This is a genomic window from Mycobacterium sp. (assembly GCF_044370595.1).
Taxonomy (GTDB): Bacteria; Actinomycetota; Actinomycetes; order Mycobacteriales; family Mycobacteriaceae; genus Mycobacterium.
In genome coordinates this window covers 1-7139 of sequence record NZ_JBILVF010000171.1, presented here as the reverse complement: position 1 = coordinate 7139, position 7139 = coordinate 1, and the positions used below count along the sequence as shown (strand labels likewise).

At 67.4% G+C, this 7139-nt stretch carries 8 protein-coding genes; 6 read left to right on the top strand and 2 right to left on the bottom strand.

The genetic code is table 11. The features are described from left to right. Nucleotides 1-140: 140 nt before the first annotated feature. The 5 genes from ADBZ5N_RS16375 (at nucleotide 141) to ADBZ5N_RS16355 (ending at nucleotide 4106) form a co-directional block, all read left to right on the top strand. Nucleotides 141-263, top strand: coding sequence for a hypothetical protein (locus ADBZ5N_RS16375; RefSeq protein ID WP_526259218.1), 123 nt, complete (start codon nucleotides 141-143; stop codon nucleotides 261-263). Between the two features lie 7 nt (nucleotides 264-270). Continuing rightward, complete coding sequence (locus ADBZ5N_RS16370) at nucleotides 271-876, top strand: TetR/AcrR family transcriptional regulator (RefSeq protein WP_526259216.1); 606 nt, start codon at nucleotides 271-273, stop codon at nucleotides 874-876. Between the two features lie 16 nt (nucleotides 877-892). Next, on the top strand, nucleotides 893-1741 hold the full coding sequence (locus tag ADBZ5N_RS16365; RefSeq protein ID WP_526259214.1) for a PaaI family thioesterase: 849 nt from the start codon (nucleotides 893-895) through the stop codon (nucleotides 1739-1741). Nucleotides 1742-1758: 17 nt separating this feature from the next. Beyond that, nucleotides 1759-2934, top strand: coding sequence for an acyl-CoA dehydrogenase family protein (locus tag ADBZ5N_RS16360; RefSeq protein ID WP_526259212.1), 1176 nt, complete (start codon nucleotides 1759-1761; stop codon nucleotides 2932-2934). 92 nt (nucleotides 2935-3026) lie between these two features. Further along, on the top strand, nucleotides 3027-4106 hold the full coding sequence (locus ADBZ5N_RS16355) for an acyl-CoA dehydrogenase family protein (protein ID WP_526259210.1): 1080 nt from the start codon (nucleotides 3027-3029) through the stop codon (nucleotides 4104-4106). Here ADBZ5N_RS16355 and ADBZ5N_RS16350 read toward each other — a convergent pair. Next, entirely contained in the window at nucleotides 4087-5430 is a 1344-nt protein-coding gene (locus ADBZ5N_RS16350; protein ID WP_526259208.1) for an HNH endonuclease signature motif containing protein, read from the bottom strand. The two genes, ADBZ5N_RS16355 and ADBZ5N_RS16350, sit on opposite strands and share 20 nt — an antisense overlap. A gap of 220 nt (nucleotides 5431-5650) precedes the next feature. On the opposite strand from ADBZ5N_RS16350, the gene ADBZ5N_RS16345 reads away from it, so the two are divergent. Further along, nucleotides 5651-6289 (top strand): hypothetical protein, encoded by a 639-nt coding sequence (locus tag ADBZ5N_RS16345; RefSeq protein ID WP_526259206.1) that lies wholly within the window; start codon nucleotides 5651-5653, stop codon nucleotides 6287-6289. A gap of 13 nt (nucleotides 6290-6302) precedes the next feature. Here the strand turns inward: ADBZ5N_RS16345 and ADBZ5N_RS16340 are convergent. Then, the coding region (locus ADBZ5N_RS16340; protein ID WP_526259204.1) for a DUF1214 domain-containing protein at nucleotides 6303-7139 on the bottom strand (837 nt) is incomplete at its 5' end.

Sequence of the window (7139 nt, the reverse complement as noted above, 5' to 3'; positions counted from 1 at the left end):
TCCGCCAGGGAGTATGGCTTGGATCATAAATGGCATTGTCATCAAGCTGTAACGCGGCGGCTTTGCGGCTGAGATCCACCCGGACTATGTTCGTAAGCATAGTTACGTTCAAGCGGCGTGCACCGGTGAGGAGGCCATCCATGTGGGTCGTCGAACTGAACATTGCCGGTGTGCAGATTCTCCGGCGGGCCCGCAAACGCCGCCATCTGCTGTTCATTTCCGGGCCACTCGGTCTGCGGATGCGGCCGACCCGGGCCGTCTGAACCCGACATGACGAGCAGGGGATCCACCCGGACCGCGATGCTGGTCAGCGCTTCGGAGTTGCTGAGGCAACGCGGCGCCGCCGGGGTGACCATCGACGCCGTCCTGGCCCGCAGTGGCGCCCCCCGGGGGTCGGTGTATCACCACTTCCCGGGCGGCCGCCGGCAGATCCTCCGTGAGGCTTTGCACTTCGCCGGCGAGGAGATCGCGGCAAAGATCGACACCGCCGCCGGGACCAGCGGCACCGCGCTGCTACGTCAGTTCGCCGACATGTGGCGGGAGGCGTTGACCGCCAGCGACTACTCCGCAGGTTGTCCGGTACTTGCCGCCGCCATCGGTTCGGGACAGGACGAGCAGCAGTTGGCTTCGCTGGCCAGTGACATCTTCACCCGGTGGCGCACCGCCTCCACCCAGGCCTACCTGCGGGAGGGTTTCGAACCCGGGGAGGCCTCCGCGCTGGCCGACACCGCGATCGCCGCGATGGAAGGCGCCGTCGTGCTGTGCCGTTCCGCCCGAAGCCTGGAACCCCTCGAAGACGTCACCAAACAGCTCGAATTCCTCATCAAAGCAAGGGAATTCGTGGCGAAATTCGGCGTTCCGGCACCGAGTGTCTGACCCACGGGAGCACCCCATGACGACATCGATGCCAATCGGCCTGGACCCGGAGACACCGTTGAGCGTCTTGCGGCGGTTTGCCGTCAGCACCGTCGAGGAGGATTTGACCGACTTCTCGGTGGTGGCCGAAATGCCAGTGGCGGGAATGGACAACCCGTTCACGGGGCTGCCGTCGCTGGCCGCGCTGGCCATCTTGGTCGACGACGTCGCCGGACGGGTCAACTACTACCGGCGCGGCCGGGGTCAGTGGACGGTGTCCAGCGAATTGACCGTCGAGATCAGCCCCGGTGCGCTGGAATGCGTGGGGGCTGCGCCGGACGATCCGGTGATCGCCAGCGCAGGCCCGGTGGGACCGGCCGGGGCGACGCTGTTGTCGCTGTGCACGCTGCGCCATCGGGGGTCGGTGATCGGCAGCGGCACCGTGCGGACGATGCCGCTGCCCGACGGTCCGGACAGTCCCCTTCGCCGCGGGGAGGATCCCCTGGCGCGCACCCAGAAGACCAGCCTGGCCGAATTGATGGCCGTCGAACCGCTGCCCGTCGAAAACGGCACCTACCGATTGCGGCAACACCCGGACCCGATGATCAACAATCTCATCGGCATCGTGCACGGCGGGGTGAGCAGTGCCGGTTTGGAGTTGGTCGCCGCCGCGGCGTTCAACCATGACCAGCACCGGCCGCTGCGCACGGCCTCGATCCGGGTGAATTTCCTGCGGCCGTTCGTCGCCGGTGGGCAACCGGGTGCAGAATCCGTCTATGAAGCCAAGGCGCTGCGGATCGGCCGCACATCGGCGATTGCGGACGCTTGCGCGTTCGGCGCCGACGGCAAGGCGGCGGTCATCGCCCGAGTCACCGGCTACCGGTAGCCGGGACGGTGCCGGCCATGACTGACATCACCGGTGCTGACGATTTTGCGGCTATGTGCGCTAACGAACCCGAATTGGCGAAGCTTCGCGGTTCGCTGCGCGAATTCCTGGTCGCCGATCGCGCCGAATACGGCTGGCAACCGCGCGCGGACGCTTGGTTGTCCGCCTGGGATGAGCAGTTCAGCGCCCGACTCGGCGACGCCGGGTTCCTCGGACTGACCATTCCACCGCAGTACGGCGGACATGGCCTGGGACACCTGCACCGCTACGTCGTGACCGAGGAACTACTGGCCTGCGGGGCGCCGGTGGCGGCGCACTGGATCGCCGACCGTCAAGTCGGCCCGGGCCTGCTCGCCTACGGGACTGAGGAGCAGCGTCAGCGGATCCTGCCGGGAATCGCTGCGGGACGTTATTTTTCGGCGATCGGGATGAGCGAACCGCAAGCCGGTTCGGATCTGGCGGCTGCGGCGGCCAGGGCGACCCGGACCGACGGCGGTTGGCTGCTCTCGGGCACGAAGGTGTGGACCAGCGGTGCGCACCTCTGCCACCAGATCGTCGTGCTGGTCCGAACCAGCCCACCGGACCCGCAGCGCCGTCATGCCGGGTTCAGCCAGTTCATCGTCCCGACCGACTCCCCCGGGATCGACATCAGTCCGATCGTGCTGATGTCCGGTGAGCATCATTTCAATGAAGTCACCTTCAATGAGGTGTTCATCGAGGACCGCAACCTGCTCGGCGAGGTCGGCGACGGCTGGCGGCAGGTGACCGCCGAGTTGTCCTTCGAGCGCAGCGGACCCGAGCGGATCCTGACCACTGCCCCGCTGTTGACGGCACTCCTGCGGGTGCTGGCTGGACAGCAGGACCGCAGCCGGCACACCGAGGCCGCGGTGGGCGGACTGGTGGCGCGATTGATCTCGTTGCGTCAACTGTCGGTGTCGGTGGCACGGGCGCTGTCCGCGGGGCATTCGCCGGTCAACGAAGCGGCTCTGGTCAAGGACCTCGGGACTCGGTTCGAGCAGGAGTCGGTGGACTTGGCCGCCGATCTGCTGTCCTATGCGGACAGCGGTCCGGCCCGCGATGAGGTGGCAGCAATGGTTGATGTGGCACGGGTGCACGCGCCCCTGTTCACCCTGCGCGGGGGAACCAATGAGGTGCTCCGCGGCATGGTCGCCCGCGGAATGGGGTTGCGATGAGCGCTCGCGCGAAGAGCGGACTACACCGATGAGCGCTCGCGCGAAGAGCGGACTACACCGATGAGCGCTCGCGCGAAGAGCGGACTACACCGATGAGCATCCTCAGCGGGGGCGTCTTCGCAGACGGCACAGACGATCTGACTGATCTGCGCCGCCTTGCGGACGAGATCGGTGCGCGGTCCTTCGAGGCGCGCATCGGCCACCGAGCGCTGCCAGACCCGCTGGATACCACCGCGTGGAGCCATCTGGAGAACGCTGGCCTGACGAGATTGCTCAGCACCCACGACTCCGGCGGAGGTCCTCGCGAGGTTGCGGTGATCCTGCGGGCCATGGCTCGACATGCGGTGACGGTACCTCTGGCCGAGACCGACGTCCTGGCCTGCTGGCTGGCCGGCGCCGCCGGAATCGACGTGCCTCCGGAAGGACCACTGACCGTTGCGGTGGGGCGCGCGAAGCGGTCGGGTGGCCGCATCGTCGCCGAGGTGTCATCGGTGCCCTATGCGACCGAATCGGCGGCGGTCGTGCTGGCCCTGCGGGATGGCGATCGTCTGATGGTGGCGGTTCGCGATCCGGCGGTGTTGTCGATCACCCTGGGGCGCAACGGCGGTGGGGAACCGCGTGACACGGTGTATCCAGACGTCGGCTACGAGGACTTCATCGCGGTGGACGGCGAGGCCGAACTGATCAGCCGGGGCGCCTGGGCGCGGTGCATCCAGATCATCGGTGCCCTGGACGCGGCAGTGGAGTTCTCCGTCGCCCACACCCGGGAGCGTGAGCAGTTCGGTCGCCCACTCAGTGCGTTTCAGGCTGTGCAGCACACCCTGGCCGCGATGGCGGGAGAAGTGGAACGGGCCCGCGCCGCAACGGATCTGGCTGTGGCCGCGGCCGCGGACTTCGGTTTCGGCAGTCCGCAGACCGACTATGCGGTCATGGTCGCCAAGGTGACCCTCGGGCAGGTGGTTCCCATCGTGGTGACCGCAGCTCACCAGTTACACGGCGCGATCGGAGTGACCATCGAGCATCGCCTGTGGCTGGCGACGATGCGGGCCCGCAGTTGGATCGACGAGTTCGGCGACACGGCGCATTACGCGCAGCGGTTGGGCAGGTTGGCGCTGTCCGGCGCCGACCCCTGGGATGTGATGATCGGCGCCACTACGGAGTCCCACGCCTGAGCATCCGTTCGGGGTGGTGGTAGGTGTTGGTTCCGCCGCGTAACGGTAGGTGGGGCGGGGGTAACCATTGGGTGCTGCCGTTTTTGAGCTTGCGGGTTTTCCAGCCACCCGGCTTGATCAGTTTGTGGTGACAACCGCAGGCGAAGGTCAGCGTGTCGATATTGGTCAGGCCGCCGGCGGCCCACTCGTCGACGTGGTGGACCTCGCAGAGGTAGCCGGGCATGTCACAGCCCGGTGCGGTACAGCCACGGTCTCTGCTGTGCAGCACAATTCGCTGATCCGGTGAGGCGATCCGCTTGGAGCGGCCCAAATACAGTGGCCGCTCGGTGTGGGTGTCAAAGACGCACAGATAGTGCCACGCGTGGGAGGCCATCCGGATCACATCGCGCATCGGCAGCAGGGCGCCGCCGGCGGCGACGCCGACCCCGGTGCCGGTGTGCATCTGCTCCAGAGTTGCCGAAACGATGACGGTGACGGGTAGACCGTTATGGGATCCGAGCCCCGGATCGCCAAGTCGGCCACGCACCAGTGCCGCCAGAGCGTCGTGCTGGCGCTGGGCGTGGCTGCGGGCATCGCGGTCGACAACCTCCTGGCTGGGTTCGCCGGTGACGGTGGGTGTCTGGTCATCGGGATTGCACATCCCGGGCGCGGCGAACTTCGCCGCCCACGCGTCGAGCATGGCCCGCAGCTCCGGAGTGGCGATCAACCTACCCACACTCATCCCGTCCGGACCTTGCTTGCCGCACCAGGTGAAACCCCGCTTGCGGGCCCGGTCCGCATCAGAGAAATCACCATCGGGGTTGAGTCGCAAAGCCAATTGGGTAGCCACTTTGTCCAACTGGTCGGGCCGCAGCACGGCGGCCTGCTCGGCCAGGAACGCCTCGGCTTTGGCGACCTCGGCCGGGGCGAGGTGACTGGGCAGGTCACGGAAGAACTTCTGGATGGTTGCCAGATGCTGGCCGTCGAGGGCCCCGCAGTGCCAGGCTTTCGCGGTGGCCGGCAACGGCGGCGGTAGCTGCTGGCCGCTCATCGCGGTGCGAGGGGCCAACTGGGCGGCACTGCCAAGGCGACGTTTGGCCTCGCCGGGACTGACCCGCAGGACATCGGCGATGATCCGGTGGCTTGGCCCACCCAGTGCCTGTTCCTCTCGCCGGTCCACCGCGGCGGCGCCGTCGTAGGCACAGGCCGTTACCTGTCGGCGTGCGGTCTCCAGCCGATCCAGATGTTCGAGCAGTTCGGCGACCGGAAGAGCGTCCCAGTCCAGGGCACCGACGGCGTGCACAGCTGCCTCCAGCTGTGCGAACACATCGGCGATCGAACTCATGTTCGACAAACTACGCCGCGGTGCCGACACAGTGCGACGGCCCGACCCCCGCCCTGTGGATGAACACGCGACTGTGAATAGACCCCGGCCGGACCCGCAAGGAGCGCTGTCGGTGTCGTCCTCCTTGGCCTAGGGGATCAGTCTCAGGCACCTAACGATTGGGTTGTGGCTCCGCATCGTCTCTCGCGCGCGCAGGAGCGGTTGTGGTCTGGTGGATGCAATGAGCACCTCCACTCTCACAGATTCCACGCTGAAGAAGTCCGGTCTGGCCGCTGCCGCTGCGGCGGCGCTGATCGCCGTCGGTATGCCGCTGGCTCTGGCCGCGCCCACCGCGGTGCCCCCATCGGACAGCGAGGGTTACGTCAACTCCACCGCGCGGTGCACAAGCCCGGACACCGCAGTGCTTTTCGGCACCACCGAGTCCTCCCGGGTGGCGATCTGCAAGGCCTCCGACGGTTCGTTCGAGTACCGCGGAGTGCGGGTCAGTGACGGCGCCAGACTGATCGCGCGGGCGACGCAAACCTCGGCCAACTCCTTCGTGCTAAACAACGACGGGGTGAGATACACCATCACGCCGACCGCGCTGAGCGTCACCGCAAACGGCGACACCTTTCGCACCGAGACCTGGACCGATTACCACGGCCCGCAAACCCCGGCATCGTCCACGTCAGGGGCCGCGACGACCACGGGGTCGACCGCGGGGTCCACTGCGGGGTCCACTGCGGGGTCCACTGCGACGTCGAGGCCGAGCACCTCCGCGACCGCCGCCCCGTCGACCTCGGCGGCACCGAGTTCAGCGGTCCCGTTGCCGCCACCGATGCCCGCTGAAGTGGGCGGCGGTTCGTCTTCCGACGAGTAGCAGGGTCGGTGATCTAGCAGCGTCGCACGATCGGCGGCGCCACCCAGGAGCCGTCCAGAATCGGCTGCTGTGGTGCGTACATCCGCAGGTAGGCGTTGAACCCACCGGACGGCACCGCCAGCCAGTTAGCGCCCGGATCGCCGGGGTCGTGCGAGGCCAAGACGATGTCGATGGAGCCGTCCGGGCGTCGCACAAGTTCATCCGGCCGGCTGGAACTGACACTGAAACGGTTCTGCGCATTGGGAACCAGGCGGCCCTGGCTGTCATAGACCGTCACCGACCAGAACGCGCCGACCGGCGGCTCCTTCCCGGGACCGAAATGCATTACATACGAGCTGTTTGCGGCCCCGGTTAGCGGAAGCAGGCGGGAGTCCAGTAGGCCCGCGGAGTAGACCGCCTCATCCGGGGTGTTCGCCAGCAGACCGGCTTCTGTCACGCCGGCGCGGAGCAGGTAATTGGTGCCGTAGTTGCCGATGGTGGGGTCCGGGGTGGCCCAGCCACGGTTTTGGACTGCCGTCGCGTACTGGTTGAGGGTGGTCAGCAGCGGCAGCAGCGCCGCGGTGGCCCGCACCGCGAGATCAGCGGCGATCATCGACAGCACGCCCAGTTCGGCGTCGGCGACCCGAAGTCCGGGTCCCACACCGATCTTCGCCATCGCCGCCAGTTGCGGAGCGTCGACCACCGGTGGCTGGTTGAACTCCATCGCGGCGCTGATGGCGTCGAGGTAGCCCAGGCCCGGCTTCGGGATGGGGACCACTGGACTGACCACTCCCCCGGCAGGGGTGAGCGTGTACTGGTTCATGAACGCGGTGGCCTGCTGCTGATCCGCCGCGTCGCCGGCCAGGGTGCG

Bases quoted from the DNA above. Each gene is read 5' to 3' on its own strand.
- ADBZ5N_RS16375 (WP_526259218.1), top strand. From the start codon at position 141: ATGTGGGTCGTCGAACTGAACATTGCCGGTGTGCAGATTCTCCGGCGG.
- ADBZ5N_RS16370 (WP_526259216.1), top strand. From the start codon at position 271: ATGACGAGCAGGGGATCCACCCGGACCGCGATGCTGGTCAGCGCTTCG.
- ADBZ5N_RS16365 (WP_526259214.1), top strand. From the start codon at position 893: ATGACGACATCGATGCCAATCGGCCTGGACCCGGAGACACCGTTGAGC.
- ADBZ5N_RS16360 (WP_526259212.1), top strand. From the start codon at position 1,759: ATGACTGACATCACCGGTGCTGACGATTTTGCGGCTATGTGCGCTAAC.
- ADBZ5N_RS16355 (WP_526259210.1), top strand. From the start codon at position 3,027: ATGAGCATCCTCAGCGGGGGCGTCTTCGCAGACGGCACAGACGATCTG.
- ADBZ5N_RS16350 (WP_526259208.1), bottom strand. From the start codon at position 5,430: ATGAGTTCGATCGCCGATGTGTTCGCACAGCTGGAGGCAGCTGTGCAC.
- ADBZ5N_RS16345 (WP_526259206.1), top strand. From the start codon at position 5,651: ATGAGCACCTCCACTCTCACAGATTCCACGCTGAAGAAGTCCGGTCTG.